Origin of the sequence: Glutamicibacter arilaitensis (assembly GCF_044793945.1) — a bacterium.
In the GTDB taxonomy this organism is placed as follows: domain Bacteria; phylum Actinomycetota; class Actinomycetes; order Actinomycetales; family Micrococcaceae; genus Glutamicibacter; species Glutamicibacter arilaitensis_B.
This window is the reverse complement of record NZ_CP084994.1, coordinates 2133129-2157727: the sequence shown is the minus strand read 5'-3', so window position 1 is coordinate 2157727 and position 24599 is coordinate 2133129. Positions and strand designations below refer to the sequence as shown.

The 24599-nt window shown below is 57.8% G+C and carries 32 protein-coding genes and 2 tRNA genes; 11 read left to right on the top strand and 23 right to left on the bottom strand.

Features of this window, described 5'->3' with window-relative positions; genetic code table 11:
* From LG294_RS10145 to LG294_RS10120, 6 genes are all read right to left on the bottom strand, one after another.
* Window positions 1-261 (bottom strand): hypothetical protein, encoded by a 261-nt coding sequence (locus LG294_RS10145; protein ID WP_404285421.1) that lies wholly within the window; start codon window positions 259-261, stop codon window positions 1-3.
* 9 nt (window positions 262-270) lie between these two features.
* Window positions 271-1518: a PBSX family phage terminase large subunit gene (locus LG294_RS10140; RefSeq protein ID WP_404285420.1), complete on the bottom strand. Its 1248-nt coding sequence runs from the start codon at window positions 1516-1518 to the stop codon at window positions 271-273.
* Window positions 1481-2026, bottom strand: coding sequence for a hypothetical protein (locus LG294_RS10135; protein ID WP_404285419.1), 546 nt, complete (start codon window positions 2024-2026; stop codon window positions 1481-1483). The genes LG294_RS10140 and LG294_RS10135 overlap by 38 nt, the downstream gene beginning before the upstream one ends.
* A 342-nt stretch (window positions 2027-2368) precedes the next feature.
* On the bottom strand, window positions 2369-2971 hold the full coding sequence (locus tag LG294_RS10130; RefSeq protein WP_404285418.1) for a hypothetical protein: 603 nt from the start codon (window positions 2969-2971) through the stop codon (window positions 2369-2371).
* The gene (locus tag LG294_RS10125) at window positions 2968-3522 is read right to left on the bottom strand and encodes a hypothetical protein (protein ID WP_404285417.1); all 555 of its coding nucleotides are present in this window, start codon (window positions 3520-3522) and stop codon (window positions 2968-2970) included. Before LG294_RS10125 ends, LG294_RS10130 begins: the two co-directional genes overlap by 4 nt.
* Window positions 3523-3532: 10 nt before the next feature.
* Window positions 3533-3991: a hypothetical protein gene (locus LG294_RS10120; RefSeq protein ID WP_404285416.1), complete on the bottom strand. Its 459-nt coding sequence runs from the start codon at window positions 3989-3991 to the stop codon at window positions 3533-3535.
* 206 nt (window positions 3992-4197) lie between these two features.
* Between LG294_RS10120 and LG294_RS10115 the strand changes: the two genes are divergently transcribed.
* From LG294_RS10115 to LG294_RS10105, 3 genes are all read left to right on the top strand, one after another.
* Window positions 4198-4503 carry a hypothetical protein gene (locus LG294_RS10115; RefSeq protein WP_404285415.1) on the top strand — a complete coding sequence of 102 codons (306 nt, stop codon included), beginning with the start codon at window positions 4198-4200 and terminating at the stop codon, window positions 4501-4503.
* Between the two features lie 593 nt (window positions 4504-5096).
* A complete protein-coding gene (locus LG294_RS10110) occupies window positions 5097-5426 on the top strand; it encodes a hypothetical protein (protein ID WP_404285414.1) in 330 nt (109 codons plus the stop codon).
* A gap of 55 nt (window positions 5427-5481) precedes the next feature.
* On the top strand, window positions 5482-5808 hold the full coding sequence (locus LG294_RS10105; RefSeq protein WP_404285413.1) for a helix-turn-helix domain-containing protein: 327 nt from the start codon (window positions 5482-5484) through the stop codon (window positions 5806-5808).
* 264 nt (window positions 5809-6072) lie between these two features.
* Here the strand turns inward: LG294_RS10105 and LG294_RS10100 are convergent, their stop codons facing one another.
* The 13 genes from LG294_RS10100 to LG294_RS10040 form a co-directional block, all read right to left on the bottom strand.
* Window positions 6073-6585: a hypothetical protein gene (locus LG294_RS10100; protein ID WP_404285412.1), complete on the bottom strand. Its 513-nt coding sequence runs from the start codon at window positions 6583-6585 to the stop codon at window positions 6073-6075.
* A gap of 29 nt (window positions 6586-6614) precedes the next feature.
* Window positions 6615-9143, bottom strand: a complete 2529-nt coding sequence (locus LG294_RS10095) for a phage/plasmid primase, P4 family (RefSeq protein WP_404285411.1) — start codon at window positions 9141-9143, stop codon at window positions 6615-6617.
* A gap of 42 nt (window positions 9144-9185) precedes the next feature.
* A tRNA-Val gene (locus LG294_RS10090) sits at window positions 9186-9260 on the bottom strand.
* A 47-nt stretch (window positions 9261-9307) separates the two neighbouring features.
* Entirely contained in the window at window positions 9308-10117 is an 810-nt protein-coding gene (locus LG294_RS10085; RefSeq protein WP_404285410.1) for a hypothetical protein, read from the bottom strand.
* Between the two features lie 79 nt (window positions 10118-10196).
* Window positions 10197-11003, bottom strand: coding sequence for a DUF2303 family protein (locus LG294_RS10080; RefSeq protein ID WP_404285409.1), 807 nt, complete (start codon window positions 11001-11003; stop codon window positions 10197-10199).
* Window positions 11004-11006: 3 nt separating this feature from the next.
* Window positions 11007-11372 (bottom strand): hypothetical protein, encoded by a 366-nt coding sequence (locus LG294_RS10075; RefSeq protein ID WP_404285408.1) that lies wholly within the window; start codon window positions 11370-11372, stop codon window positions 11007-11009.
* 89 nt (window positions 11373-11461) lie between these two features.
* Window positions 11462-12379 carry a hypothetical protein gene (locus LG294_RS10070; RefSeq protein WP_404285407.1) on the bottom strand — a complete coding sequence of 306 codons (918 nt, stop codon included), beginning with the start codon at window positions 12377-12379 and terminating at the stop codon, window positions 11462-11464.
* Between the two features lie 23 nt (window positions 12380-12402).
* Window positions 12403-13152, bottom strand: coding sequence for a hypothetical protein (locus LG294_RS10065; RefSeq protein ID WP_404285406.1), 750 nt, complete (start codon window positions 13150-13152; stop codon window positions 12403-12405).
* Between the two features lie 9 nt (window positions 13153-13161).
* On the bottom strand, window positions 13162-13596 hold the full coding sequence (locus LG294_RS10060) for a hypothetical protein (RefSeq protein ID WP_404285405.1): 435 nt from the start codon (window positions 13594-13596) through the stop codon (window positions 13162-13164).
* 94 nt (window positions 13597-13690) lie between these two features.
* Entirely contained in the window at window positions 13691-13828 is a 138-nt protein-coding gene (locus LG294_RS10055; protein ID WP_404285404.1) for a hypothetical protein, read from the bottom strand.
* Between the two features lie 2 nt (window positions 13829-13830).
* Window positions 13831-14217: a hypothetical protein gene (locus LG294_RS10050; RefSeq protein WP_404285403.1), complete on the bottom strand. Its 387-nt coding sequence runs from the start codon at window positions 14215-14217 to the stop codon at window positions 13831-13833.
* Window positions 14218-14451 (bottom strand): helix-turn-helix domain-containing protein, encoded by a 234-nt coding sequence (locus tag LG294_RS10045; protein WP_404285402.1) that lies wholly within the window; start codon window positions 14449-14451, stop codon window positions 14218-14220.
* Between the two features lie 70 nt (window positions 14452-14521).
* Window positions 14522-14788, bottom strand: coding sequence for a helix-turn-helix domain-containing protein (locus LG294_RS10040; RefSeq protein WP_404285401.1), 267 nt, complete (start codon window positions 14786-14788; stop codon window positions 14522-14524).
* Between the two features lie 188 nt (window positions 14789-14976).
* Here LG294_RS10040 and LG294_RS10035 point away from each other — a divergent pair, with 188 nt between their 5' ends.
* The 3 genes from LG294_RS10035 (at window position 14977) to LG294_RS10025 (ending at window position 17330) form a co-directional block, all read left to right on the top strand.
* Window positions 14977-15423: a hypothetical protein gene (locus LG294_RS10035; protein ID WP_404291832.1), complete on the top strand. Its 447-nt coding sequence runs from the start codon at window positions 14977-14979 to the stop codon at window positions 15421-15423.
* Window positions 15392-15814: an ImmA/IrrE family metallo-endopeptidase gene (locus LG294_RS10030; RefSeq protein ID WP_404285400.1), complete on the top strand. Its 423-nt coding sequence runs from the start codon at window positions 15392-15394 to the stop codon at window positions 15812-15814. Before LG294_RS10035 ends, LG294_RS10030 begins: the two co-directional genes overlap by 32 nt.
* A gap of 154 nt (window positions 15815-15968) precedes the next feature.
* The gene (locus tag LG294_RS10025; RefSeq protein WP_404285399.1) at window positions 15969-17330 is read left to right on the top strand and encodes a tyrosine-type recombinase/integrase; all 1362 of its coding nucleotides are present in this window, start codon (window positions 15969-15971) and stop codon (window positions 17328-17330) included.
* Window positions 17331-17483: 153 nt separating this feature from the next.
* On the opposite strand, the gene LG294_RS10020 is transcribed toward LG294_RS10025, so the two are convergent.
* A tRNA-Arg gene (locus LG294_RS10020) sits at window positions 17484-17560 on the bottom strand.
* Window positions 17561-17805: 245 nt separating this feature from the next.
* Between LG294_RS10020 and LG294_RS10015 the strand changes: the two genes are divergently transcribed.
* From LG294_RS10015 to ettA, 3 genes are all read left to right on the top strand, one after another.
* Complete coding sequence (locus LG294_RS10015; protein WP_404285398.1) at window positions 17806-18606, top strand: CPBP family intramembrane glutamic endopeptidase; 801 nt, start codon at window positions 17806-17808, stop codon at window positions 18604-18606.
* Between the two features lie 44 nt (window positions 18607-18650).
* On the top strand, window positions 18651-19124 hold the full coding sequence (locus LG294_RS10010; protein WP_404285397.1) for a single-stranded DNA-binding protein: 474 nt from the start codon (window positions 18651-18653) through the stop codon (window positions 19122-19124).
* A 113-nt stretch (window positions 19125-19237) separates the two neighbouring features.
* Window positions 19238-20920, top strand: a complete 1683-nt coding sequence (gene ettA / locus LG294_RS10005) for an energy-dependent translational throttle protein EttA (protein ID WP_404285396.1) — start codon at window positions 19238-19240, stop codon at window positions 20918-20920.
* Between the two features lie 86 nt (window positions 20921-21006).
* Here the strand turns inward: ettA and LG294_RS10000 are convergent, their stop codons facing one another.
* On the bottom strand, window positions 21007-21513 hold the full coding sequence (locus tag LG294_RS10000; RefSeq protein ID WP_404285395.1) for a flavin reductase family protein: 507 nt from the start codon (window positions 21511-21513) through the stop codon (window positions 21007-21009).
* A gap of 148 nt (window positions 21514-21661) precedes the next feature.
* Between LG294_RS10000 and soxR the strand changes: the two genes are divergently transcribed.
* Window positions 21662-22144 carry a redox-sensitive transcriptional activator SoxR gene (gene soxR / locus LG294_RS09995; protein WP_404285394.1) on the top strand — a complete coding sequence of 161 codons (483 nt, stop codon included), beginning with the start codon at window positions 21662-21664 and terminating at the stop codon, window positions 22142-22144.
* Window positions 22145-22321: 177 nt separating this feature from the next.
* On the opposite strand, the gene LG294_RS09990 is transcribed toward soxR, so the two are convergent.
* Window positions 22322-23218, bottom strand: coding sequence for an acyl-CoA thioesterase (locus tag LG294_RS09990; protein WP_404285393.1), 897 nt, complete (start codon window positions 23216-23218; stop codon window positions 22322-22324).
* A 194-nt stretch (window positions 23219-23412) separates the two neighbouring features.
* Here LG294_RS09990 and LG294_RS09985 point away from each other — a divergent pair, with 194 nt between their 5' ends.
* The gene (locus tag LG294_RS09985) at window positions 23413-24033 is read left to right on the top strand and encodes a hypothetical protein (RefSeq protein ID WP_404285392.1); all 621 of its coding nucleotides are present in this window, start codon (window positions 23413-23415) and stop codon (window positions 24031-24033) included.
* A gap of 49 nt (window positions 24034-24082) precedes the next feature.
* Here the strand turns inward: LG294_RS09985 and LG294_RS09980 are convergent, their stop codons facing one another.
* On the bottom strand, window positions 24083-24583 hold the full coding sequence (locus LG294_RS09980) for a globin (RefSeq protein WP_404285391.1): 501 nt from the start codon (window positions 24581-24583) through the stop codon (window positions 24083-24085).
* Window positions 24584-24599: the final 16 nt, after the last annotated feature.

The window sequence follows — 24599 nt, the reverse complement described above, 5'->3', positions numbered from 1 at the left end:
CTAGGTGCGTTTTGGCCAGGTCCAGCAGAACTCGGTGAGCTGCTCGGTGTAGCAGACGTTCTTGGCTGGCTTGGTGGTTCCGTCGGCGAGGAAGACTGTGAGGTTCACGAAGTCGTCTTCTTCTACGTCGGTGATGATTGCGGCGAGTGGCTTTGTCCTGGTCGGTGGCAGGTAGTGGACTATCCTGCCGACGGTGGGCACTAAGTAGTCCGGTCGGCTGCTCGATAGCGTTACTCGTCCGCTCACTTCGATCGGGTCCATGACTTCTCCTTAGGCGGCAAGGTCCACAAGGGATCGCCAGTTCGATTCGGTGGTGGTGGTCGCGTACCGGCCAGCGTCCAAGCTGTGGTCGGCGACCTTGAGGGGCTTGTCCTCGCCCTTCTCAGTGGACTTCGGATCCCACGAGTAGCCGGGAGCTTCTTCGGTGAACCCCGTGCATCTGTCGGCCACCGCGAGCTTGTTAGCTGATAGCAGTGATGCGGTGGTTCGGATTCCGTAGAGGACGTTGTTGTCGCCGTTCATGACGTTGGTGATCCCGTCGGTGGCTAGCTGCACCTTGAAGCTGGCGGCGGCCGGGTCGACGATGGTCCACTCTGGCTGAATGAGCTGGCCACCTGGCAGGTGATCTTCTTGCATCCAGGTGCGGAGCCGGCCGCTGATGTCGGAGTCGGTGAGGCGTAGCTGGGATTGTTTGGCGTCGTATCGCCATTCGTCTACGAAGTAGAGCTTGTGGTCTATGCCGAGGCCGAGCATCATGGCGGAGGTGGCGTTGGTGGTGCCGTAGTCGATGCCTACGCCGAGCATGCGGGTCATTGGTGGGAGTCGTTCCCAGGGGACGATGTGTTTCTTTGGGTCCCACATGTCGTAGACGGCACCTTCGGCGGCTACCCATTCGCCGAGGATGAAGCGCCGGTACCAGAGGCCGGTGAATTCGTTCTTGATCGAGTCGACGTACTCGGGTTCGAGCGATGGGTTGTCGTCGATGTTGAATTTCCAGCGCGCCCACCCGTTGAGGCCTTTGCCGATGCGGTCAAGGAATTTTCGCTTCAGCCAGTGTGCTGGGCTGTCGGGGTTTGTTGTACCGAATAGTTTGGCACCCTTGACGCTCATACGGCCGAGGAGCTGTGTGAAGAACTGCTCGGGCAGGGTGGTGACTTCGTCGACGAGTGCGCCGGCGACGGTCATGCCACGCAACACCATCTCGGCTTTAGCATCACTGGCGCCCATGATGTGCACGGTCCGACCGAGGATCTTCACCGTTGGCGCACCATAGTTACCGATCACCTGGGCTGCCTGCCGGCCGAACAGGTCTGGGTTCTGCATGGGTGCGACCATGTTGCGCCACACGCTGTCGCGGGTGCGGCCAATCATGAGGAGCTCGCCACCGCGGGGTGCTGTTGCGACGAACAGGAACCAGCGGAGGATCGCGATGATCGTCTTCCCTGAGCGGATGGCCCCTTCGAGGATGTTGACTCGGTAGCTACTCTTCGCGAGGAAGTGGAGTTGCTTCGGGCTCACTGCTTCCGCTGAAACCGTCGTCGGCAAGTGTCACCCCTTGGAGTTGTTCGGCGAGGCGTTCCAGCATGGACTTCGCGTTGGCGGATCCGTTGTCGTTGTCGACGGCCTCAAGTTTGATGACTGAGCCGAGGGCCATGTTGACGCTGGACATGATGTTTTTCTTGTCCACGAACAAGGGCTCGTCAAGTGTGGTCTCGGCGAGGGTGTTGTCTTTGCCGCCGAAGTTGATGACCTTCGCTGGTAGCCAGAGCTGAGCGCGCAACCGGTGAGCGTCCTCGAGGAGCAGCCCGGTGAGTTCTTGCCGGCGCGCCTTGAGGTCTACCGAACGAGCCTCGGTTGCCGCGCGCGTACGCGAGGTTCGTACCGTACGTACGCCGGAGGCCTTCGCCCAGGAAGCTACCGTGTTTTTCGGTATGCCCAGTTGCTTTTGCACCGCTGTAGGTCCGTGCTCTCGATAGAGGACGAGCGCTTCGGCTTTCTGCTTCGCGGTGTAGTTGTTCCGGGCCACATTTGTCTCCTCCCGTCGTGCGGCAGGGTCGTGCCGGTAAGTGGTTTTGCGCAGGTCGTGCATTGGCAGCCGGTAGAAAACCCGCCATGAGTCCAGCCTGTTCGACCTTCACCGCAAGTTATCCGTGATGGCGGGACGGTGTTGACGCAAATCTTTGGGGTGCTCGGCGGCTTTGGGGTTGGCGCCGAGTTTGTTCAGTTGTGCATGCCTTGGTGGTTCTTCTGAGTGGTTGCTCTCCACTTTTGGGCATGAAAAAACCCGGCTGACTTGGGTCATTACCGGGTTCTTTGGTGTGGTGTTCGTGTTTTGGGTACGCGAAACACCGCTCTTGTCACGATTCTATCAGTTTTGAACACTTTCAGGCCTGTTCTTGAGGCTGTGAGCCTTGAGAATCTCTGCTGGATGGTAGGTGGGGTGTTGTCCTGGCGCGTTGGCTCGAATGATGATTCCCCGTTCGGCCCATTTTCGAATTTTGGTGTCGGTGAGTCTGATTTTGAATGTTTCGGCGAACCAGGGGATGAGGTGCTTGGAGGGCATAGGGAGTACTTGTTTCATCCTGTATGCGAGGTAGGCGGGGGTGTGCTGGATTTCGGGTTCACCGTTGACCATGATGTCGGCTTGGGTGACTTGGTGTTCGATGTAGGTCTTGTGGTTGCCTGCGTCGCTTTGCTGCGCGTACTCGTTGGCGGTGAGCGTGAGTGCTTCGGTGAGCGTTTGAGCGAGTGCGTCGGCGGAGAGGTTGAGCGGGGTTGAGGGTCCGCCGGTGATGATGCTGGTCGGTGGTGTGCGGTTGGTGAAGGGTTGCTCTTCTCGTGTGGTGATGAGTTTGAGTATGGGGACGAGGTCGGGGATCAGGCTGATGAAGCCATGTAGCTCGGTGGTGCATGGGGTGCAGAGGTAGGTGCTGGTTTCGTTTTCGCAGTCTGTGCCGGTGCAGTGGCTCATTTGGCGTGCCCTTCGGGTAGTTGGATTGTTGCCAGGGCGGCGAGGTGTGTTTGGGGTAGGTCTTGGTCTATGGGTTGGCCGAGGAGTCGTAGGCCCATGGCGAGGATGATGGTTGCGTCTGCGATGTCGTTGCCGGTGATGTCGATGTCGGTGTATCGCTTGATGGCTGCGGCGAGGACGTTGTCTTTTCCGGTGTCTTTGCCGCCTCCTTTGCCGAGTGCGTATTTTGTGCGGAGGTTGGGTGCTATGGGGGTGATGGCGCAGTTTTTTTGTTGGAGGGCGGTGTAGGTCATCCACCAGAGGCCTGCGCGGTCCCATGTTCCGGAGTCGGACCGGGAGTAGGCCGGCGCTTCGATGAAGGCGTGGGTGTTTTCGGGTACGTGGCTGGTGATGGTGGTGACGATGTGGTTCATTCGGTCGTGGCGCTGTTGCCAGGTGTCGTCGCGTTTGCCTTTGGTTTGGATTCGGTGGGTTGTGATGGTTCCGGATTGGTGGATGGCGAGTCCGGTACTGGTGAGTGAGAGGTCGAGTCCGATGATGGTTTGGTTCAAGGTGTGGTCCTTAGAATTCGGGTTTTTTGGTGGGGTCCCATTTGGCGGTGCTGTGTGGTTTGTGGAATCCGGGGAATCTGGCGCCGCATTGGTGGTTTGGGAAGACGAGTCCGTAGAGGCCTTTGCCTGGTGGGTGGCCTTGGATCATGTCTTTTGCTCGGTGGTGTAGTTCGTAGTTGGTGCCTTTGGGGATGGCGGAGGCTGTGTCTCGTCCGGTGAGGGTGCAGAGGAGTTCGTCGTGTGGGGTGAGTGGTGTGGGGTCGACGGTGATTGTCCAGGCGCAGTTGTCGCTGTTGATTCCGGTGAGGGTGATTTGTTTGCAGGTTGGGCAGCGTTGCCATCGGGTGTTTCGGAATCCGCCGGTTTTGGTTTTGAGTGCTTCGATGAGCCATTGTTCGGGTTTTTTGTTGACGGCTTTCGCCGGGGGTCCGAAGAGTGTGGGTTGATTTTCGCCTTGATACATTTTCATGTATCTGCGACACCTTTGACACAGCTCCGTATTGACAGCCTTTGTGCGCGTGTGTAACGCGCGCGCACGCTAGGACGTATAACTGGAAACGTGTCGAACCGTGTCACTGATACACAATCATGCATCAGTGATAAACTTTGTTTATGGAAAGAGTCACCTGCCCCAGCTGCAAAACCTCGTTCAATTCCGAACAGAACATCACACCCGTGGACACCAGTAAGATTTCCACTTCTCCACTCGCCGTAAGCGCTCGCATGCTTGTCAGGGCTTGGTTTGCTGATGGTGGACGCTGGGAAGGAGGTCTGCCATCTCCTCAAGTTTTCGAGAGGTACCGTGAGTGGAAGCGTGGCGCTGAGGCGAAGTATCGCTATGCGACAATCTCTGATCGGAGTATCGGTCGTGCCCTGGTTGAGCTGGGCGGTCAGCGTAAGCGCTCCAGTGACTCCAACGTGTACTCGGTGTCTGGTTTGAACACCTCGGTTTTTGAGGCTGAGGACGCTGCCACTTTCTAGATTTTTCATGCTTTCGCCTCCTTGGTTTCGGCTACGGTCGGGGTCTGTCGAACGGGGGTGTGTCATTTGATGCATCGCGCCCTGTCTTGAATGACTGTGATTGTCGCCGGTTGTCGGGGTTTGTCCGCCGGGGTGGTGTCATCGTTGTGACACAACTTTTTGATGATCCGAACAGGGCCAGATTGCTACTCGTGTCTCATCCGAGCAGAGGTGGCAGTGTGGCGGTCCGAGGGTTGGGACGCAGTCGCATTCGACGTGTTCTGTGTCTCTCGGGTCGCCCAACATTTGCGGTTCCTTTGCTTGTTCGGTGATGTATTTGTTTGCGTCTGCGAGGGTGCGGAACATTTTGCATTTGCACCATCTGAAGGGGTGGCGTTCGTCGGTGCATCCTGGTGCGGTGGCGAGGATTGGGTGGCTGATGGTGAAGCCTGGTTTGCGCGCGGAGCTCCATCGGCAGTTGGTTGGGTGGCTCATGATTGCTTCTTTCGAAATAGTTTTGTTCATAACTTGCGTGGTCATAATTTATGACCTAGACTATGGATATAAGGCAAACGACAACAGGTCGAACGCCGATCCCGAATAGGACAAAGACAATGAACGCAGCAGCCATGGAACGCCGGATCGCCACCTACGCAATGCACAACCCAGCTGGAATCAAAACCACCCGCACCCTGGGTCCAAAGGCCAAGGCTGCTGGATTCTACGCAGCAACCTGGACCGCTGAGCAGATCGCAGAAATCATCCCAGTCGGTGGCGCAGTCGTTATCTTCGAATCCTTCGGCTACGTAAAGGGCACCGAATGCTTCGGCCGTAGCACCTTCATTCGCACCGAAGATGCCATCGAGGTAATCGGGAATTCCGGGCAGACCATCATCGCCTACCCATTCGGGGAAGGCCGCACGGCTCGAATTCTCGTAAAGTAGAACCCATACACCGGCGGGGCTTCGGCCCCGCCACTCTTTATGCAGGAGCAACGCAATGAGCATGACCGCCGCTGAATTCACTGTGATCCGTCGCTTGATCGGATTGTCAGCCCAAGATGTAGCAGAACACATTGGCGTCCAGCTGAGGTCTGCCCAGCGTTGGGAGCGAGGCGAGCGTCCAATCAATGAGGGCGTTGAATCAGAAATGCGAGCGTTGAAGGCCGAACATGACCTCGCCACCCAACGCCTCCAAGACGCGCCCCAGGGTGAGTTTGTGAAGATTCCAACAGGTGACAACGAACGTCCGCGTGGCTGGTGGCTCGCTGCCGCTTCCAGGGTGCTGTCATCGAACCCAGAGGCGCGATTCGACTGGGCCGAATAACTCGCCCCAGGGAGAGCAGGACCCCCGCTCACTTCTCTGCTTCCGGTGCGTAGCGCGTGCTTGGCTTTGTTGATGAGCTGGTCGGTGGTCATGGTTTGGTCTCTTGTTCTTGGATGTAGGTTTCGGCTTCGGTGCGGTTTGTGAAGGTTTGGCATTTGCACCAGCGGGTGGGGTGTGGGCCGTCGGGGCATTTGGGGTCGCGGACTGCGTACCGGGTTTTGCCGGAGCGCATGCTGGACCGCATTGGGTAGATGCTCAGGGAAGTCACTTCTCTGCGCTCATTTCACGCGGGTCTACCGTGGATGTTGCGACGTTGCCGCTCATTTCTCGTGCGCGACGGGCAACGTTGGCCCACATTGTTCTGACGTCCTCGCCGGTTTCGATTTCGTCCCAGTTCTTTGCGATGCGAGTGATCTCGCCGGGGAACTTGCAAGCGTTGTAGAGTTCCAGCGCTTCGGCTTCTAACTTGGCCTGCTCATTGGCTTCGGCGGTGGCGCGCTCTTCCTCTTCGATGCCACAGCGTAGGTGATACATGGCCTTGGCGAAGTGGGTATTCGTGAGTAACGTTTCGTGCTCGTCATGCTCCGTGACTCCCGCCGTTTCGAGGGTTGCGAGGGCAAGCGCTGGTGCGTCCGTGGGGTTGAGGAAGAACGTCTTTGACTTGCTCGATTCGTGTTCAGCGTCGTAATGACGGATTTGGACTGAACCCCCATCAGAGCGCTTGACCGTTAGCTCCCGATTGGAACCAGTTGCTGTCTTGAAAGTGGTGGTGCTCATCGTTATCTCCTTTGGTTGTGGCGGGGTGGTTAGTAGCCGCCTCGGTCGCCTTCGTGTGGGTCGGATTGTTCTTGGGTGGCGATGATGCCGACGCGGCCGTACATGCGCATGTTTCCGGCGCGGGGTGCTTTGCGTCCGGTGAGGATGCCTTGGTGGGTGAGTTTGGTGGTGAACGCGCGCCCTTCCATGGGGTGCTCGCCGTTGTTTTTGCACCATTCTTGGTATGCGCGCAGTAGGACGGTGGTGGGGGTGGACATGTGAGTGGCTGCGTCGCCGGTGATGCATTCTTCATCGAGGAATCGGGCGACGGTGTCCACGGATTGCGCGTATTCGCGGGTGGCTGCTTTCACCTGGTCTGGTTCGCTGAGTCCGCCGGCGGCGTATTGTGCTGCGCCTCGGGCTATCCAGGCGAGTACTGCGGGGCCGTGTTCGTTGGCGAGGATGCTTTGCAGATCTTCGACCCGGGCTTCTTCTGCGACGGTGTGGGTGAAGGGGATGAGTCGGAGTCGGCGCCAGAAGCTGTCGCCGCCGGATTCGACGGCTGGTTGGTGGTTGCCCATGATCCAGAGGTGGTGGGTGGGTTTGAAGGTGAAGTCGTCTTGGCGCATGAACCGGGCTGTGAGCCTGTCGCCGCCGGTGAGCTGCTTGACCTTGGCTTCGTCCCAACGGTCGCCTTCGTTGACTTCGGAGCAGATGACCCAGCGCATGCCTGTGAGTCGGGCGATTTCGGTGGAGTGGTTTTGGTAGGGGCCGGCCATGAGGAATCCGCTGGGGGTGCTGGTGGCGTAGTCGCCGAGGATGCTGGCGATGGTTTCCATGAAGACGCCTTTGCCGTTGCCGCCGTTGCCGTGGGCGAAGGGGAGGACGTGTTCGCGGACTTCTCCGACGACTGAGTATCCGGCGAGGCGTTGCATGTAGCCGGTGAGTTCGTTGTTGTTGGGGAAGGTGGTGGCGAGGAATGTGTCCCAGATGGTGGTGTCGGCGTTGGGGTTGGGTGCGCAGGCGGTGACTTTGGTGTGGAGGTGTTCGGGGTTGTTGGGTTCGAGTTGGCCGGTGCGGAGGTTGATGATGCCACCGGGGGTGTTGAGTTCCCAGGGGCGGGCGTCGAGGTCGTCGATGCGGACGGTGATGGCTGGGTCGGTGCTTGCTTGGGTGAGCATGTTGGTGATGCCGACGGCTGAGAGGGCGCTTTTTTTGTGGCTGCGGGTGCCTTTGTCGTCTTCGGGCATGCGTCGGGCCACTTGTTTGGCGTATTCGCGGACGAGGTTGCCGCCTCGTTCTTGCCAGACCCATTTGATGCCGTCCCAGACGATCCAGCGTCCTCGTTCTGGTGCGTAGCGGATGAGGTGTCCGAAGTCTTTGACGAGGTTGAGGGCGTTGCCGTCGTCTGAGTGCGCGAGGGAGGTGCCGCCGTTGGTGCGGTGGTCGTCGAGTTTCACGACGGGCGCGGGCGCGTTGCTGGTGATGGGTGCGGCGCTCGCCGTGGCTGGTGCGGGTGCCCAGTCGGTGGCGGTTTGGGTGTCGGACACTGCTGCGACCACGAGTGCTGGCGCTGGGGGTGGGGTGACTTGGACACGGCGCTCTTGCCCGTAACCGGCTTTGTTGAGTTCGGAGGCAGTTTTGGAGTAGTCACCTCCGTGTTTGAGGAGGGAGTGGGCACCGAATTTGGTGTAAGGGGTGTCGGTTTCGAAGGGTGCGCCGTTGGATGAGAAGACGTAGAGCCTGTCGCGGTCATCCGCGTGGCCGGTGGTGGCTGAGATTTGGTTTTTCTTTCCTGGTCGGCACCAGTAGCGGGTGCGTCCTCGTGCGAAGACGAGAGTCCAGCCGTGTGGTTCGAGGATTTGGGCCCAGTCGGTTTTGTTTTCGTAGTCGTCGCCCGGGGTGAGTCCGCCGTGGGCGTTGTGGTTGTTGGTGTGGTGGTGGGGTGAGAAGACGCTGGGGTCTAGGGTGTCGTGTGGTTCTGGAGGTGTGGCGCCGAGGGTGGAGAGGATGCCGTGGAAGGCTTCGCGTTCGTCCATGGTGATGGAGGGAATAGTGCGGGGGCCGCCGGAGAGTCGGACGTAGGGGAGCCCTGTGGGGTGGACGCCGCCTGTTGATGGTGCGGTGATGACGAAGCCGCCGGCGCCGCGGGTTTCGGCGAGGACTTGGTTGGTGTGGTCTTTGGCGATTTTGGTGTTGCCGGGGACGGTGTCGTCTTTGATGGTGTAGAACCAGTGGTATCCGCCGGAGGGGGATTGCTCCAACCAGCCGGTGCAGAGTTGGGTCCAGAGGTCGCCGAGGCCGGAGTTGTGGGCGAGATCGGCGAGTTCTTGGAGTCGTGGGGCTGCTGCTGCTTCGACTTCGGTCATTTCGAGGTTGCCGCTGATGGGGCCGGTGACGATTCCGAGGCCTAGTGGTGATTGTGGGTTGAACCATTCGGTGAGTTCGGTGGTGGTGGCGTGGCCTTGGGTGAAGCGTTTCCATTGGCCGGCGGGGCGTTTGGATCCGTCTGCCATGACGGGTACTACGGAGCATCCTGCGTGGTGGAGCTCGGTTGCTGCTTCGAGGATGCTTGTCATGTGTGTTCGTGGTCCTTGCTTGTTGTGGTGCGTGTTTTTGTTTGGTGGAGCCGACCCGATTCGAACGGGTAGGTCCCGGGGTGTGCGGTGCCCGGGTGCACGCCATTGCGCGGCCCCTTGGTGTTGTCCCAGCCCGGGAGTAGTCAGGCTGGGACAAACTCGATTTATGCGGGGTTGATCATGGATTCGAGGAGTTCCAAGGCTGATGCTTGGAGAGTTTCGACTGTTGGCGCTAGTACCATCTCAGCGGCGGACCAGGCGGCGGACTCAGCGGCGGACCGAGCGGCGGACTCAGCGGCGGACCGAGCGGCGGACCAGGCGGCGGACTCAGCGGCGGACCGAGCGGCGGACTCAGCGGCGGACCGAGCGGCGGACTCAGCGGCGGACTCAGCGGCGGACCAGGCGGCGGACTCAGCGGCGGACTCAGCGGCGGACCGAGCGGCGGACCAGGCGGCGGACCAGGCGGCGGACCGAGCGGCGGACCGAGCGGCGGACCAGGCGGCGGACCGAGCGGCGGACCAGGCGGCGGAAGCTTCCTTTTCTGCCTTGAGGACCACGACTCCCGCGTTCTCTGCAGCAACCATGTCCACGATGCGGCGCAAGTCTCGGAGCTCCTGAGCGGTCTCCTTCAACCCTGCAAGCTCTAGCCATGCCGGGGTGTAGGTGCGGATCAGCCAGTCCAATGCCAAATATGAGCGCTGTTCATCCTTGCCGTCGCCGTTGGTGCCAACCATGCGGGGCAGGAATGGGATCAGCTTCTGACGCTGCACTTCGTCCCATGCGTCGTTGATGTTGATCGTGTAGGTGCGTAGGACGGGCGAGGAGCACTCTGGTGCGTCGGTGTGTCCGAGGCCTGCTAGGTAGGCGACGACTTCCATGGCGCAGTGCCCGGTTTCGAAGTCGATGTGCGCTCCCTTGTCGAGGGTGATTTCGCCGCGGGTGAGCTGGTCTAGGCGATCCTGGATGATAGTCATGATGTGGGTCTACTTTCAGTGAGTGTTTGGTTTGGGTGCCCCTACCGGGGCAGGGGCACCCAAGGGTGGAGAAGTACTGCTAGGAGTTCAGGTACAGGAAGTCGTTACCCAGAGCGTGCTCACGGATGCTCTCTGCGACGCCGTCGAACGCGTTGACGAGGATGTCATCGACCCGTTCGAGCTTGTAGCCGAGGAGCAGCTCTGAGCCGCGGAGACGGTACCGGAACTTTGCCTGCACCTGGTACGGCTTCCCGCCGAGGTATGGGCGGATGCCGAGGCTGAATTCGGTGGGGATGGTCAGCTGGCCAGTGGTGCCAGCCTTGGCGTTCGTGGTTTCCCGGTATCCGAACTGCACGTTGCCGTCAGAGAGTCGGACCGCGGACTCGAAGTCAGCTGATCGTGCGACCTGAAGGCTGGACACGATTTCGAGCATTTCGGCTGCTGCCGGGTGCATGATGTCCGCGGCGTTCTCTTCGACGAATTCTGAGAACTCGGTCTGGGTGAGGAGCTTTCCGGAGTAGCTGATCCACTTGGTGAACTCGGGGGACTTCTCTAGCAGGAGGGTGAGCTTGTGTCCGGCCCAACCTGCTTCCTCGTCGGTTCCTGCGTCGATGCTCGCGGTGATCTTGTTGTCGCGCTGGTAGGCGTAGATTTCGGTTTCACCGGAGAGTCCGTGCTTGTCGAGGTAGGCGATGAATGAATCGGAGTCACGGACGGTGCCGAGGCCGGTCTTGCGACGTGGACGGTCGAGGTAGCTGTCGGTGTCGATGACTTTGACAGTGTCGCCGTTCTTGACGCTGTAGATCGTTCCCTTTTCGAGGGGAGTTGGTTCTGCTGCGATCTGGGCGAAATCGCCGATTACTTCGGCTTCGGTGAGAGTGCTCATGAGTTAGTTCGCTTTCTTGAGTACGGTTGGGGCTGCAGGGGATTCGAGGACTTGGAGTCCGGCGAGCGCTTCCTGGTTAGGGTCGTTGCGGGACAGGTTGCCGGCCTTGTCCTTGTAGTAGATGCGCGATGGGCGGTCGTGCTGTGGGATCTTCGTGGTGACGTTGTCACTGATCCGGTAGACTCCCTCGGCTTTCTTGTCCGGCTCCACTTTGATGGTCAGGGTGACGCTGCCGGCCTTACCGGTTTCGGTGACCTGCTCGATGAGTTCGTGCAGTGTTTCGGTGAGTTCGTCGTGGGTGCGTCCCTGTTCGGTGAGGAACGCGGCGAACGGCTTGGCGAACTTCTCGTTGTGTTCGGTGGTGCTCATGGTGCTTCTCCTTGTCGGGATGGTCGTGCGGGGTGGTACCTGGGCGGGGCAACTGGTGGGTTACCCCGCCCAGGGGATTGGTGGGGCTGTTAGCCGAGGTTGCGGATCGCGGCGATCTGTTCGAAGCTGGCACCGGTTGCAGCGTTGATCTGCTGTTCGCTTGCACCGGCGCCGATCATCGCCTGAATCTGGGCTACGTCAACGCTGGCTTGGTGAGCCTGCTGCTGCGGGGTAGGGGATGGGAACTGTGGTGCCGGGGTCGGCTGGTAACCCTGCTGTGGTGCCTGCTGTGCTGGCTGTGGAGTGAGGATCTCTCCGGTCTGGGTGTTCACCTGAACCGGTGCCTGGTACTGCTGCTGCGGGGCGGGAGCCTGCTGCGCTGGTGGCTGGTTCGCCCACGGGTTGCCGTCACCCTGCGGTGCCTGCTGCTGTTGCATTGGCTGCTGGTACTGCTGCTGAGGTGCCTGACCGCCGGTAGCCCAAGCCGGAGCCTGACCGGGGACACCAGCCACCGGCACCGGGGAAGCCTGCTGGTACTGCTGCTGCGGGGCAGGTGCCTGCTGTGCTGGCTCCGTGGAGAACGCGCCACCACCGGCCGGCGGAGTGTACTGAGCTTGGTACATCTTCTTCGGGTTCTGCGGGTTCTTGGACTCTGGATCGAACCCTGCGAACCGCACAGCCAAGTGACCACCAACAGCGAGGTCCTTCACGTTCGCGGCCCGGAGCGCCTGCTTGATCGCCCATAGCTGACCGCCCTCGGTGCCGGACACAGTCATGTAGATGCTGCGCAGGCCTTCATCGTTCGGGTCTGCCTGATCGCGCTCCTGAGTCTTGAGAGTGACCGAGACTTTCATCTTCGGATCGCCCGATGGCCACGAATCCTTTTCGGAGCTTCCGAATTTGGTTGCGTGGAATGGTTCACCAATTTCGGTGATCTGCCCGGCGACGACCTGCCCGGGAGTTTCGAACTTGGCACTGCTAGAACTGGTGGTTGAGAAAACGCTCATGGTCTTGTCCTTTCTGGACGGTTTTAGACTGCAAATGGGTTCCGGGCTTTAGCCGCGGTGACTTTGTTGGCTGGTGCGCACCATGGGCACCATTGGTCCTCGCATGGGGCGAACATTTTGATGGCTTCCTCGAGGCCGAATAGTTCGATGAGGTTCCAGTACTTGTTCGCCCTGTCGAGGGCATCGAGCGCTACCTGCTCGTCGTATGGTTCCCACCAGAAGAAGGAGTCGTCTAGCTCCCCGTCGCGGGGAAGGAAGCAGATCATGACGATCTTTACGGGGAACCCGTCCAGTGCCCAGCCCCGCCCGTACAGGTGAGCTTGGGCGCGGTACTGCTGGCCGGGACCCTTGCCCTTGTATCCGCGGAGCCGGGTAGGTCCGACGAACTTGTGGTCGAGCACCGCGCCGGAACGGTAGAACAAGTCCGTGCTGCCGGTGATGACGGCTGAGCCGATACGTCCGACTTCGACGCGGTCTTCGACGAACCATGTTTCGGCGAGCTTCCCGAACCATTCCTCCATCTGGGTGTGGAGTGCGGTGCCGACCTGTGGCCGCCATGCTGGCCCTCGGTCTGGCTCCTCGGTTTGGGCGAGCTTGTTCAGTAGCGCGCGGTCGCATGGGACGCCGATTTCTGACGGCCCGATGAGTTTCTGGTGTGATCGTTCGTGGGATGCCATGCCCTTGGTGACGACGTCCATGTACTCCGCGGCCAATGCGTTGGCCCAGTCCTGTAGGTGTTCACCACCTTTGGGCTGATGTACTTTTCCGAGCATGGTGGTCGCCTATTTGACCGTGATGGTGCCGAAGCCCTCACCGGGGACCATGAACTGGTTCTTGAGCTTTGGCGGGATTGCGCTGGTGTCCAAGGTGATGGCGTACAGGCCGGGGTTTACCTCGGAGGGGTACTGCTCCTCGAAGGCGGTCTTGTTGAAGCGGGAAGCTGCGTTGGCGACGCTGATGGTGAGGTTCCCGGATTCGTGCTTACCGTGGCCGACGAGCTGGGCGAGCTTTTCCTTGGCTTCCTTCGCTGCCTTGGCGTGCTGCTTGGCCTGTTCGTCGTGGTCGACTACGAGGACGGCGAGGAGGTGGATCTGCTCGTCCTTGGACTGGTGCGATGCCACTGCGGCGGCGGCCATAACGTTGGAGGCGTTGGCGGCTAGTTCCTGGTCAATCTCGTTGAGGAGATTGCTTGCTGGGTTGATGTTCTGCTGAGTCATGGTGCTGGTTTCCTTCTCTTCATTAGTGCGGTGGTAGATGCCCTGTAGGTGGGCGGGGAAATCGTTGAGGTTGATCCGTGCGGGAATCCGGCCGTTACTCATCGGTCGACCGCTCGTCGGCTTGGTCGAGCGGGATAGCCATGCGTAGGATCAGCCCGACGGAGATCGCCAGGGCCCAGAGGTCTGCCCCGTTGAACGTGGGGCTGAATAGCCCCTCCAGGAACGTGTCCATGGTTAGTCCTCGGCCTTGATGCCCAGGTCGGCAAGGTCTGCGTTGTGGGCTTCGACCAGCTGGATGTAGGCGTTGGCGGATTCGAATGCCTTCACGGCTGCGAGTCGCAGTGACGTCGGGTTGGAGAACCTGAGCCGGTCGTGGAGGTTATGAGCTGAGTTCCGTGCCGAGATGCGTGCAGTGATGACTCGGCCGAGAGGAGTGGTGATCGTCTGCTTCTCCAAGTGCGTCAGGTCGTCTACCGAGGCTGAGCGGTTCGAATAGCCGCCTTTGCCCAGCGCGGACAGTTCGACCGTGTGCGTGGCGCCGTTGATCTTGATGATTTCCCAGACGGTCTTGCCTTTGCCGATGTGGCAGGTCATGCCCTCTGCGATGCTGACTACGCTCACTTAGGCCACTTCCTTACGGGAATCGATGAAAGCTTGCAGGTCGGATGCCGCGATGCGGCGCATGGACCGGAGCGGGGAGCCGAGCTGGATAGTTGGAATCTCGCCAGCGTTGATCCGCTCGTAGAGGTAGTCCTTGCCGACGTCCAAAAGGTTGGCGGCTTCGCGGACGTTGTAGACCAGCCGAGCTGGGATCTCCTGCTGCACCGGGAGCAGGTTTGGTGGTAAATTGGGCATGACAAATAACGCCTTTCAATTCGTTGATTGGTTGCCCTCAGCTGTTACAGCAGCTGAGGGCCGTTTTGCTTTAAGCGCTGAGCTTTAGTCCGTGGACGTTCTGCTGAGCGGTGTTCGCTTCGGGGTCTGCGATGACGAATGCTTCGCCAGGGCCCATCCCGTATGTCTCGCAAAGTGCGACGATGAAATCAGCTGATGGTTGCTCGCCAGCTTCGATGCGACGAATGCTTGACCGGCTAACACCCATGAGGCGTGCCTGGGCGTCCTCACTGGGAGTCCGGTACAGCTCACGGAGTCGAGTGATTAGACCTTCTCGAACTTGGAGTCGCTTAGCCATCTCGTCAACCTCCCTTTGTTTCGTTTGTGGTTCGTTGTGTTTCAATCGTGGCACATATGTTCCGTAATCACAACACTGTGATTCACTAATGAAACACTATTGTTTCAATGTTGAAACGAAGTGATCCGTAGTTATGGGTCAAAGTGTTTGCTTTTGTGTCATAAATGAAACATACTGAACTTATGGCAATGAGCATTGAGACATGGTTAGAAGCGCGCACAGGAGCAACCCGTCGGCAGATGGCGCTACAAGTTGGCCAATCCCCGAGTACTTTCAATAGAAATATCGAAAGCGCGGAAGTTATCGTCGCGGTCTGCCGTGCATACAAGATCAACCCCGTAGAGGGGCTTATTGCAGCAGGGATCATCACGCAGTCGGAAGCGGCACAAGTGGCGGCTACCGTCAGCCTTAGTGACGTCACCGAAAAAGAGCTACTCCACGAAATGCTGCGCCGCGTGAATAACGGGCCAGCTACTGAACTGCGCCGGCCGATCACCTCGGACGACATTGACGGTGCCCTGGGGGCGGACCCGGACTATTCATCCATGACGGAAAAGGAAGCCGAGGACTACGGTTTGGCTGCGCATAAGGGGGACAGCAATATTGCATTCGACGATCTACCGCACGAGCCCTGATCATCTAGCCACCAAGCTAGGAATCAAAGTTCGTTCGGCATCTCCGCCACTAGGTTGGTGGGGCGTCTACGACCACACGAAAAAACTAATCACTCTTCACCCGGATCTATCCCCGGTGCAATACCGATGCACACTCATGCACGAACTTGGCCACGCGCACTATGGGCACCAAGGTGTCACCGGGAAGCAAGAAGCTCAAGCTAACCGCTGGGCGGCTCACCAGCTGCTCAGCCTGGATGACGTCATGGAGCACGCCAAGACCGAGCTTCATGCGCAAGAGCTCGCCGCACTGCTCGGAGTACTGCCCACGGTCCTCCAAACCTTCGTTGAAACGCTGGACATCAAGTCCGCCGAGCGAAGGCTCTGCTACCTGCAAAGGCAAGCAGCCTAGCAACCCCAAACGTCAGTTAATGACACAACGACACCACTTCCGGTTATACGTCCTTGCGTGCGCGCGCGTTACACACGCGCACAAGGAAGTCAACACAACAACGTGTCACTTGTGTCATTAATTGCCATACCCAAAACAAGAAAGGAAGGATGAAATGACGCTTGAGACCGAAAAGCCCAAAAGAACGCGCCGCGGCAACGGCGAAGGCACCAAGCCGTACCAACGAAAAGACGGCGTCTGGCGGACCGAACTCACCATCGGGCAACGGCCAGACGGGTCCATGATCCGCAAAGCCATCTACGGCGCCACCAGCGCCGAATGCACACGCAACCTCCGCGCCGCCAAAAAGAACCTGGACAACGGGATCCTCGTCAGCACCAGCTCCATGCGATTCATAGACTGGCTGGACCACTGGCTCGATAATGTGCCAACGACGCGCATCAAACCGCGAACCATGGTGGACTACCGCGGGAAAATAAACCGCTATGTCCGCCCTCACCGCGCTGGCATGAAGCGCCTGGATAAGCTGCAGCCGGAGGACCTTGAGCAGATCTACCAGGCAATGCGTGAGCCGTGGGATCCGCCGAAGGGGTCCAAGGTCAAAGCGCGTAGTGGCGCGCTGTCGGAATCGACGATTGCAGGTGTGCATCGCGTTCTCACCAGGGGGCTGAACGTTGCCGTGCAGCGCAAACACCTGGGCGTCAATCCTGCCAACTTGCTGGACGCGCCACAGCCGGCCAAGTTCAACCCGACAGTTCTCAAGACCGCCGAGGTGAAGGCTCTGATTACTGCTGCGCTGAAGCTCGATGACGGTGCCCGGTGGGTTTTCTCGCTCACCCTTGGGCCGAGGCAGGGCGAGGCGTTGGGGCTCGCGTGGACTGATATTGATTTTGAGACCGGAAAGCTCAGCATCGAGCGTGAGCTCTACACGCTGTCCTGGAAGCACGGGTGCGCGGGAGGCGAAGATGATCCTAGCTGTGGTCGAAAGCGTGGCGACGGGTGCCCGGAGCGTCAAGGGGGAGGGTTCTTCATGGGAGACCCGAAGTCGGACGCTGGGACGAGGGCGCCGATCATGCCCAAGCAGCTCAAGGATTCCTTGCGGCATCATCGAAAGGTACAGCTGGCCAACCGGTCAGACTCGTGGTCGCCTTACGTGGATCAGGATGGGAATTCGTATGATCTGGTGTTCGCGCGCCCAGATGGCCGGCCGACGGACTATCGAGCGGACTGGGGTGCGTGGAAGGAGTTCTGTCGATCTGCAGGTGTTCCTGAAGTTCGTCTGCACGATGGCCGGCATACGGCGGCGACGACGTTGCTCCTTCTGGGGATTGAGCCTCGTGTGGTGATGGATATTTTGGGCTGGTCGCAGACGGCCATGCTGACCAGGTATCAGCATGTGCTTGATGAGATGAAGCAGGATGCAGCGGACAAGATTTCTAATATGTGGGCGGATGATCCGGTTCAGTCCAATGTGGTGTCTCTGGATGATTTGCGTCGTCGTCGCGCAAATAAGTGAGTTCTTTTTTCGGCTTAGATCTGTGACTGTCTGTGCTTGTCTTTTTAGAAACTGCCACAAAACTGCCACAAAACTGCCACACTGGATCCGGTTTTAGGCAAAAAGAAAAGCGGCCCCGACTCGGCTTTAGCCAAATCAGAACCGCTTTTCAGGTGGTGCCCCCAGCCGGACTCGAACCGGCGACCTAGAGATTAGAAGGCTCTTGCTCTATCCAGCTGAGCTACGGAGGCATAACCGAAAATTAGTTTAGCCCATAGGCCAGCAAGATCTCTAACTGGAACAGATAGTGTTGTAGGAGGACCGCTTTGTTAGCCGTTGAGTAGGGAACCTTTGTATGCAGCGATGGAGAATTGGCGGACTGAAAAGTATCGCCTGTTATACAGCCATAAGTTTGGGGCTCGCTTGGCTCGTAGCTTTGCCTCTATGGCAAGGTGCGGGTCTCCACCACCCCCAATTTATGTGGATCGCCATGGGCATGATGATGACGCCCACCATCGCTGCCTTGAGCATGAGCTTGCTTCAACGTCGCGGAAAACAGTTCCTCAAGGAAGTCGGACTGGTTCCAATCGGCAAGCCCGCACGATTTCTGACCGCAGTGCTGCTTGCCTACCTACTGCCTATTGCCCTAATAATCCAGGCGCCAATTATCGGAACGTGGCTCGGGGTCTTCCCCGGAGACTTGGACCAGTTCATGATCTTGAACTTGGTGGCGGGGACCGACGGTCCAGCCAAGTATTTGCTTGGCCAAGCAGGGATTATTCTCGTTGCCGGACTCATGAACCTTATCCCTGCACTGGGTGAAGAGATCGGTTGGCGTGGGTGGTTATGGCCCAAGCTGCAGCCACTGGGTCAGCTGCCCGCAATTTTGAGTTCAGGTGTCATCTGGGGAATCTGGCACGCTCCATTGATCTTGTTGGGGTACAACTATCCCTTCGCAAAAGGTGCGTGGGGCCTTGCCGCGATGTGCGGAATGTGCATCGTTGTAGGAGCAATTTTTGCGTGGCTGCGCACGTTCAGTGGATCCGTCTGGCCAGCCGCGTTGGCTCATGGCGTCTTCAATGCCAGTGTGGGCTTGGTATCACTGTTCATGGTGATGGGATCAATGCTTGACTCAACCAAGGCCTCAATCTTGGGCTGGTCGGGTTGGATCTTGCCGGCGGTCGTGATCGTTTTGATGGTTCTAGCTGGAGCCTTTCGGACAAAAATGGGTCCAAGTTATCCACAGAATGAATTGAAGAGTACTGAAGCTGACGGGCACGGCCTCAGCATGGACTGAAACCCCGGGACCAGTCCGGGGCAGGACTAGAGGAGAAGATCGTCATGAGTGATCTTTTGACCATCCGTGCAGTTATTGGAACAGAACCGCAATTGAGTATTACCCCGCAGGGGCTTGCCGTGCTCAAGTTTCGTGCGGTGACACATGAACGCAAAAAGGACCCAGAAACCGGACAGTGGGTTGATGCAGGAACCAATTGGTTCTCTGTCAGTGCTTTTCGGGGGCTTGCCGAGAACGGGTTGGAATCGTTGGAGCAGGGGGACCACATTGTTGTGGTCGGCAAGCTTCAAATACGACAGTTCGAACGCTCGGATGGCTCGCGCGGAACAAGCGCTGATATAGAGGCTTTCTCATTCGGCCATGACTTGAAGTTTGGGACATCGCAATTCACAAAAGTGCGAAATGCCTCAGGAGACATTGAACGTTCCTCACATCCCTCTCATTCAGAATCTTCCAACCGATCCATGAACGAAAACACCGATGCTACGTGGCCTGAAAGAGATACCGACGCAGCATAAATCTTCCACTTTCAGTGGTGCCACGAGAAAACGTGTGAAACCGGGCACCACTGGAGCAAATTAGTGGTGCATGGATTCGGATTTGCACCCACTAAGGCACTAGCCTTAAGACCATGGCGGAATTCATTTACACGATGACCAAGGCTCGCAAAGCCGTTGGTGACAAAGTCATCCTTGACGATGTAAGCATGTCGTTCTACCCGGGTGCCAAAATTGGTGTCGTGGGCCCTAACGGTGCTGGTAAGTCAACGATCCTGAAGATTATGGCGGGAATCGATACCCCGTCCAACGGTGAGGCACGTCTTTCACCGGGTTACTCTGTGGGCATCTTGCTACAGGAACCACCCCTCAACGAAGAAAAGACCGTCCTGGGCAACGTCCAGGAAGGTGTCGGCGAGATCTATGAAAAGATCACCCGATTCAACGAAATCTCTGAAGAGATGGCTCAGGAAGGTGCCGACTTCGACACCTTGCTGGAAGAGATGGGCAAGCTCCAGGAGGCCATTGACGCCGCCGACGCTTGGGACATCGACAATCAGCTTGAGCAGGCTATGGATGCCCTGCGCTGCCCACCGGGCGATGAAATGGTCACTCACCTCTCCGGTGGTGAGCGTCGACGCGTCGCCCTGTGTAAGTTGTTGCTGCAGAAGCCAGACCTGTTGCTCCTCGATGAGCCTACTAACCACTTGGATGCCGAGTCCGTACTATGGCTCGAACAGCACTTGGCTGCATACCCAGGCGCAGTCTTGGCCGTAACTCACGACCGTTACTTCCTGGATCACGTTGCAGAGTGGATTTGTGAAGTTGACCGCGGTCGTCTGCACCCATACGAGGGCAACTACTCCACTTACCTGGAGAAGAAGCGCGAGCGTATGGAAGTACAGGGCAAAAAAGACCAGAAGCTCGCTAAGCGTCTGGCAGAAGAACTCGACTGGGTTCGCTCCAACGCCAAGGGTCGCCAGACAAAGTCGAAGGCTCGTCTGGCCCGCTACGAAGAGATGGCTGCGGAAGCTGAACGCACCCGCAAGCTTGATTTCGAAGAGATCCAGATTCCACCTGGTCCACGCCTGGGCCAGATCGTCATCGAAGCCCAGGATTTGAAAAAGGGCTTCGGCGAACGTGTGCTAATCGACGGACTGTCCTTCTCGCTTCCTCGAAATGGCATCGTCGGCGTGATCGGTCCAAACGGTGTCGGTAAATCGACTCTGTTCAAGACCATTGTCGGCATGGAAGAACTTGACGGGGGATCGCTGAAGATCGGCGAAACCGTCAAGATTTCCTACGTTGACCAGAACCGCGAAAATATTGATCCGACAAAGTCCCTATGGGAAGTTGTTTCGGAGGGCCTTGACTACATCCAGGTCGGTCAGGTCGAAATGCCATCGCGTGCTTATGTTTCGGCGTTCGGCTTCAAGGGCCCAGACCAGCAGAAGAAGGCCGGTGTCCTCTCCGGTGGTGAGCGTAACCGTCTGAACCTTGCGTTGACCCTGAAGCAGGGTGGCAACCTGTTGCTGCTCGATGAGCCTACTAACGACCTTGACGTAGAGACTCTTTCGTCGTTGGAAAATGCTCTACTCGAGTTCCCGGGTTGCGCAGTGGTCGTCTCGCACGACCGTTGGTTCCTGGACCGAGTCGCCACCCACATCCTGTCTTACGAGGGCACGGAAGAGAACCCATCGAGCTGGTACTGGTTCGAAGGAAACTTCCAGTCTTACGAAGACAATAAGGTTGAACGTTTGGGAGCCGATGCAGCTAAGCCGCACCGTGTGACCCACCGTCGCCTGACTCGCGACTAAGTCTGAGTCGAAGCCAAAGGCCACCACGAATTAATTTCGTGGTGGCCTTTGGGCTACCCAGGTAAGGCTGACGCCGATTGCCTTGGCTATTTACACTGCGCCGACGCATCGAGCAGCGAGGGCAGCTTCAGATACTCGCGATTCTGGTACATCAGGTGCTGAGTTGACTGCCCCTGAATGACTTGAAGGATCTCTGCCGCAATGAGTCGCGAACCACCGACGCTAATCGACGAGTGGATCCGTGCACGCATGGACACTGGAGCCTTGTCGAAATGCGGTTCGCCGCTAGGCAGATAGGACCAACCCTGTTCGGGCGTGAAGCGAGGTGCACCGGGGCGTGCGAAATTGTTGGCAAGTTCCGAATGGTCTTCGCCCAGCATGTGAATCATGAACGAACTTGCGGAAAGTACCGCACCTGCGGCGCCGGATTCTTTAGTGAGCGAAAAAGAAACGGCCACGGGCTCGATGGACAACGACGCCAGGCTGGAGATTGTCAGTCCATAGGGAATGCCAGCAACCGACGCGGTGATCAAGGCTACGCCTGCAGGGTGTGCCCGAAATGCATCGCGGAAATCAGCCGACAAGTTCTGCATATGTGAATCGTCCTTCGCTTATGAATCATTGCGATCCATGATTTCTAGTCGAATAGTTTCTGTGTGGACAGACACCAACTACCCCTAGAATAGAACCTCAAGTAAACTTGAGGTCAACTTTATAGTCAGTGATGATTGGCACAGGGGAGTGGACGCGATCGAAAATGTAGAACCCGGACACGAGCTTCTCGGGATTGGCCATGTGAGTGACCGCACCGGAGTGGCGAAATCAGCGCTGCATTATTATGAAGAAATTGGATTGATCTGTTCGACAAGAACTTCCGGTAATCAACGGCGATATCCACGCCATATGCTTCGACGCATTTCGCTGATTACGGTAGGAAGCAAACTCGGCATTCCTTTAGCGGACATCCGTCGGGCTCTTGAACCCGTGCCAATGAACAAAATACCCTCAGAAAAGGACTGGCAACACGCTTCTAATGAATGGAAACGTGTGCTCGAGCGCCGTCGGCGCGCAATCGAAGAATTAGAGGATCGGCTGATGGGGTGCATCGGTTGCGGGTGCCTCTCGATGCAAGCGTGCTCGCTACTGAATCCGGAAGATGAGCTTGCCCAGGAAGGCGCTGGTGCTCGAAGGTTAGAAACCGGCGAAGCTGAAAGCCAAATTTAGACTGCGAGTTTCAGGGTTCTACCGAAACAAACAGACGCGCGACGATATTTGCCAATCTGAAGGCCAATATTGCCGCGCGTCTGGTTCTTATTGCCAAAGAACAAGCGTCTAAACCCCTGTCCAGGGATGCATATTTCTCGATGAAGTGCAGGCAGTAATCGAATTGCGAGCTTGCAATTAATCGTCTTCTGCTAAAAATTCTGGTAGTCGCACCATACCCTCTTGGGCTACGGTTGCAACTAGTTCACCGGCTGCGTTGAAGACCTGCCCTGTGCCGAGCCCGCGAGCCGAGGAAGCACTCGGTGAGCGCAGCACGTAGAGAAGCCATTCGTCGGCACGGAACTCACGATGCCACCACATGGCATGGTCTAAGCTGGCGATACTCAAGCCACGATGAATCCAACTGACACCATGGCGTCGGATCACTGGTTCAAGCAGCATGTAGTCACTGGCGTAGGCCAAAGCGGCGCGGTGCAGCATTGGGTCATCTGGCATCGGGGCAGTAGTGCGCATCCATACCGCAGCCATCGCCTCATGCTGGTCGTAGCCGGGAAGGTAAACCGGCTCGGTAATGTGGCGCATATCGAACGGCCGTTCATAAGCCCACTCGCGAGCGACCGGGTGGTCGAACTGGCCGATGATCTCCGCCGTCGTACGCAAGGTTTCCGGGGGAGGTACTTCAAATGGCACCGGATCGTGATGATCCAGGCCGGAAGCTGGTTCCTGGAAAGACGCAATCATGGAAAGGATGGGAACGCCGTTTTGGTAGGCATGCACGCGTCGGGCAGAGAATGATCGGCCGTCGCGCAGCCGCTGAACACCGAAGGTGATGTTCTGCGAAGCATCACCTGGACGCAGGAAGTAACCATGCATTGAATGAATTGCCCGTTCTTCGGGAACGGTGCGCGATCCAGCAACGACCGATTGGGCCAGGACTTGGCCGCCAAATACTCGCGTCCGAGACTGTTTAGGCGTTTTTCCTATGAAGATATCCTCATCAGTACGCGCCCGGTCGTCTCCGTCTAGATCCAATAGATCTAACAGGATTTGAGTAGTGCCTAGTTCCTCTGTCACGATAATGACTCCTTGACGTGCTTTCGATGACTTTGAGAACTCTATCGTGACAAGTGTCAAGAATCTTGCGAAAGCACCGCATGACAGTGCAGGCATATGACGAAAACGCTTAAGGGTGCCCAATGAATCTGTTCAAGTCATGAGACGATTACCCTATGGCCAGTGATGCACTTGTTTTTGAAGACTCCAATTCAGTGAGCGATTTAGCCAATCTGCTGAGCAGAGCTAAAGCTATTGAAGACGATGGAGTCTTGCTGACCGCCCGAGGCACGGCCCTTGCGGTTTATGTTCCGGTTTTGGTCCCAGCTCAGCTAGGCCAGGGAGACTACACCATACTTGGCATGCGCGTGCATCGGCTAGCCGTGCCCGGAGAGGTGAACGCCTGCTATTCCTTCTCCGCAATTCAGGATCGCTTGGCACGAATGGGCGAAACGTCCACTGAATTCACGTTGCCGCCAGTGGAAGAAAATCCTAGCTGGGCTGGAATTACCGTTCCAATGTCCGGGTGGGAAGATGCTGGGAGCGTTCCTGATGACGTACTCTCCGCGGCCACGCAGACAGGCATCGACGCGGTCGCCCAAGCTTTACCGGCTAATCCGGGAAAACCGGTCGTAGCGCAAATCCGTCAACGGATTTGGTCTTCTGAGCTAGAAAATTCTAATCCTCGTTTGCCGCTTGGCGCCGCCTTTGCGATGCATGCTTTGGGATTCTTGACTCCCGAGGGCGAAAGCCGTGTACTGCGCCAAGGGAACTGGATCAGAGTCAGCAACGGTTTAGGACATGTGTTGCTGCGCCGCTCCGCAATGCTTGGTTAAAAAATGAATTCCGCGCCATCGATACTGGCGCGGAATATCACACTCAAATTTAGCTTGACGCGTTGAGCAAGGAATGCGCGGCTCGATCAAAATAATCACGCAGCGTCTCGGCATGGAGCATTGGTAGCTCTAGCTGATCGATAGCTTTGTTCATATGCCCGAGCCAAACATCTCGATTGTGCGGGTTGACGAGGTAAGGCATGTGGCGCATGCGCAGTCGTGGATGTCCGCGGTGCTCCGAGTAGGATGTCGGGCCACCCCAGTACTGTTCCAGAAATAGCTGTAAACGAATTTGCGCAGGAAATAGATCCTTTTCCGGATACATTTCCCGGAATTCCGCATCATCTGCAACGGATGCGTAGAAGTTCTTGCTCAACTGCGCGAAGACTGCACGACCGCCCACTTGCTCGTAGAATGTTCCGGCGTAGTCGGATACATCCGCGGGAGCCTGCGCTAATTGCAGGAATTCTTCGCTTGATGGGCCGGTAACCACCGGGTTGTTCATCGGATCGCGCTTCACGGTGTGGGGCAGTGGGTTCAAATCGCTCATGTGTACTTTCCTGAAA

What these genes read in the sequence shown, in the direction of transcription:
- LG294_RS10010 (WP_404285397.1), top strand. Translation starts at nt 18,651, where the DNA reads ATGAGTGATCTTTTGACCATCCGTGCAGTTATTGGAACAGAACCGCAA.
- LG294_RS10035 (WP_404291832.1), top strand. Translation starts at nt 14,977, where the DNA reads ATGAGCATTGAGACATGGTTAGAAGCGCGCACAGGAGCAACCCGTCGG.
- LG294_RS10015 (WP_404285398.1), top strand. Translation starts at nt 17,806, where the DNA reads ATGATGATGACGCCCACCATCGCTGCCTTGAGCATGAGCTTGCTTCAA.
- LG294_RS10110 (WP_404285414.1), top strand. Translation starts at nt 5,097, where the DNA reads ATGAACGCAGCAGCCATGGAACGCCGGATCGCCACCTACGCAATGCAC.
- LG294_RS10055 (WP_404285404.1), bottom strand. Translation starts at nt 13,828, where the DNA reads ATGGACACGTTCCTGGAGGGGCTATTCAGCCCCACGTTCAACGGGGCA.
- LG294_RS10045 (WP_404285402.1), bottom strand. Translation starts at nt 14,451, where the DNA reads ATGCCCAATTTACCACCAAACCTGCTCCCGGTGCAGCAGGAGATCCCA.
- LG294_RS10080 (WP_404285409.1), bottom strand. Translation starts at nt 11,003, where the DNA reads ATGAGCACTCTCACCGAAGCCGAAGTAATCGGCGATTTCGCCCAGATC.
- LG294_RS10070 (WP_404285407.1), bottom strand. Translation starts at nt 12,379, where the DNA reads ATGAGCGTTTTCTCAACCACCAGTTCTAGCAGTGCCAAGTTCGAAACT.
- LG294_RS09980 (WP_404285391.1), bottom strand. Translation starts at nt 24,583, where the DNA reads ATGAGCGATTTGAACCCACTGCCCCACACCGTGAAGCGCGATCCGATG.
- LG294_RS10060 (WP_404285405.1), bottom strand. Translation starts at nt 13,596, where the DNA reads ATGACTCAGCAGAACATCAACCCAGCAAGCAATCTCCTCAACGAGATT.
- LG294_RS10105 (WP_404285413.1), top strand. Translation starts at nt 5,482, where the DNA reads ATGAGCATGACCGCCGCTGAATTCACTGTGATCCGTCGCTTGATCGGA.
- ettA (WP_404285396.1), top strand. Translation starts at nt 19,238, where the DNA reads ATGGCGGAATTCATTTACACGATGACCAAGGCTCGCAAAGCCGTTGGT.
- LG294_RS10000 (WP_404285395.1), bottom strand. Translation starts at nt 21,513, where the DNA reads ATGCAGAACTTGTCGGCTGATTTCCGCGATGCATTTCGGGCACACCCT.
- LG294_RS10025 (WP_404285399.1), top strand. Translation starts at nt 15,969, where the DNA reads ATGACGCTTGAGACCGAAAAGCCCAAAAGAACGCGCCGCGGCAACGGC.
- LG294_RS10040 (WP_404285401.1), bottom strand. Translation starts at nt 14,788, where the DNA reads ATGGCTAAGCGACTCCAAGTTCGAGAAGGTCTAATCACTCGACTCCGT.
- LG294_RS10075 (WP_404285408.1), bottom strand. Translation starts at nt 11,372, where the DNA reads ATGAGCACCACCGAACACAACGAGAAGTTCGCCAAGCCGTTCGCCGCG.
- LG294_RS10145 (WP_404285421.1), bottom strand. Translation starts at nt 261, where the DNA reads ATGGACCCGATCGAAGTGAGCGGACGAGTAACGCTATCGAGCAGCCGA.
- LG294_RS10120 (WP_404285416.1), bottom strand. Translation starts at nt 3,991, where the DNA reads ATGAAAATGTATCAAGGCGAAAATCAACCCACACTCTTCGGACCCCCG.
- LG294_RS10095 (WP_404285411.1), bottom strand. Translation starts at nt 9,143, where the DNA reads ATGACAAGCATCCTCGAAGCAGCAACCGAGCTCCACCACGCAGGATGC.
- LG294_RS10065 (WP_404285406.1), bottom strand. Translation starts at nt 13,152, where the DNA reads ATGCTCGGAAAAGTACATCAGCCCAAAGGTGGTGAACACCTACAGGAC.
- LG294_RS10130 (WP_404285418.1), bottom strand. Translation starts at nt 2,971, where the DNA reads ATGAGCCACTGCACCGGCACAGACTGCGAAAACGAAACCAGCACCTAC.
- LG294_RS10085 (WP_404285410.1), bottom strand. Translation starts at nt 10,117, where the DNA reads ATGACTATCATCCAGGATCGCCTAGACCAGCTCACCCGCGGCGAAATC.
- LG294_RS10100 (WP_404285412.1), bottom strand. Translation starts at nt 6,585, where the DNA reads ATGAGCACCACCACTTTCAAGACAGCAACTGGTTCCAATCGGGAGCTA.